Genomic DNA, 1,687 nt, shown 5'->3' on the forward strand with positions numbered 1-1,687 from the left:
GCAGACTGTGTGAAAAATATCTCATAAAGCAATTTCATATTTAAATGTTTATTATTATATTTAATGAATTGAAATCTTACTAGTATGCGATTTAAAACTCCTGAAGATAGAAACACGTTTATGATGTTTAATCAACTTGAAGATTGGGTTGATTCGGATAACATTGTGAGGTTAATTGATCGTTTTGTTGATTTAACACTCACCAAGAAAGAATTTGAATACGATAAGGGTAAGTCTGAATTTGGGCGTAAAGCATATTCTGCAAATACTCTCCTTAAACTATACCTATATGGATATCTAAACAGAATATCCAGCTCTCGCCGTTTAGAAACTGAATGTAATAGAAATATGGAGGTTATCTTTTTACTTGGCAATTTACGTCCAGATTTTAAAACGATTGCTGATTTTCGGAAAGATAACAAGTCGCTTATTCGTATGATATGTATTGAATTTAGACGTTTTCTTGTTCATGAAAAGTTTATTAAGGGAGAGAAGATTGCTTATGACGGAACCAAAATTAAAGCTTGCACATCTAAGCGTATGCTTGAGATTCAGCAAATTAGTAAACGACTAGCACATCTGGAGAGGGAAATGGATGCATATTTCAATCAGCTAGATTGTTCTGATAATAAAGAAGGTCATGAAGATAAGGTTATTGAGCTTGAAGCTATGGAAAGTGAGTTAATGTCGAAAATTGCACAATTAGAAACAGAGATCCACAAGCTTCAGATTCAAAAAGAACAGCTTCAAGATAAAGGAACTGATAAAGAATTTCCCGGAGACAGCGAAGCTAAATTTATGCTAACCAGAGATGGTATAAAACCAGCATATAATGTCCAGGGTGGAGTTGATAATGAGAATAAAATGATTGTTATAGCAGAAGTGACTGATAGGCCAGATGATTATCATGAGATAGAAAATCTAGTAATTCAAACGAAAGAACAATTGTCAATTACGCCTAAGCTTGTTGAAGCTGATAAAGGTTATGGGAACCCAAATCAAATAAAAAGTCTAGAGTCTTCAAACACGACACGTTGTTCAATACCATTAAAGAGCTATAGTTGTGAAGAACAAAGACTAAGGAGTTTTAAATACATAAAAGAAAAGGACGTTGTAAGGTGCAAGAATCATATTGATCTAAATTATATAAAGACAAGGACGAGGTCAAAAAGTGGACAGCTAGTAAGAATATATAAAGCCAAAGCGGAAGACTGTCTTAACTGCCCTTATCGAGAGGACTGTACAAATAGTAAAACGGGGCGTGAATATTGGCTAGACTCTCGGCACGAATGGATTACTGCTTATAAACGAAGAATGGATTCGAAGCGATGCAAAGCAGAGATTGTGGAGAGAAAAGCAATAATTGAGCATGTTTTTGGAACTCTTAAAAGATGGATGGGAAAAGTGCCACTTTTGATGAAAGGAAAAGAGAAGGCTCAAATTGAAATAGATATCTACACGACTGCATATAATATGCTCCGACTTAAAAACATTGTCGGTGTAGCCAATGCTATGTCCAAACTGGAGTTGTATTATGCAAAATAATGCACTCTCCTCTTTTTCTAGTAAAAAAGAGACACAAATAATCCAAAACTAAGGAATTATAGATTAAAATACTAATTATTTAAAACTATATTTAACAATTAACAGTACGCGATCTATTAGAATCTGTTTTCACACAGTCTGC

General features: G+C 34.0%; 1 protein-coding gene. It reads left to right on the plus strand.

All coding sequences use genetic code 11. From position 1 onward, the window contains the following. The first annotated feature begins 84 nt into the window (after positions 1-84). A complete protein-coding gene (locus tag ACRDDY_RS09245) occupies positions 85-1,545 on the plus strand; it encodes an IS1182 family transposase (RefSeq protein ID WP_438564665.1) in 1,461 nt (486 codons plus the stop codon). The last annotated feature ends 142 nt before the right edge of the window (positions 1,546-1,687 follow it).

The organism is Clostridium sp., assembly GCF_051656525.1.
Taxonomy (GTDB): domain Bacteria; phylum Bacillota; class Clostridia; order Clostridiales; family Clostridiaceae; genus Clostridium.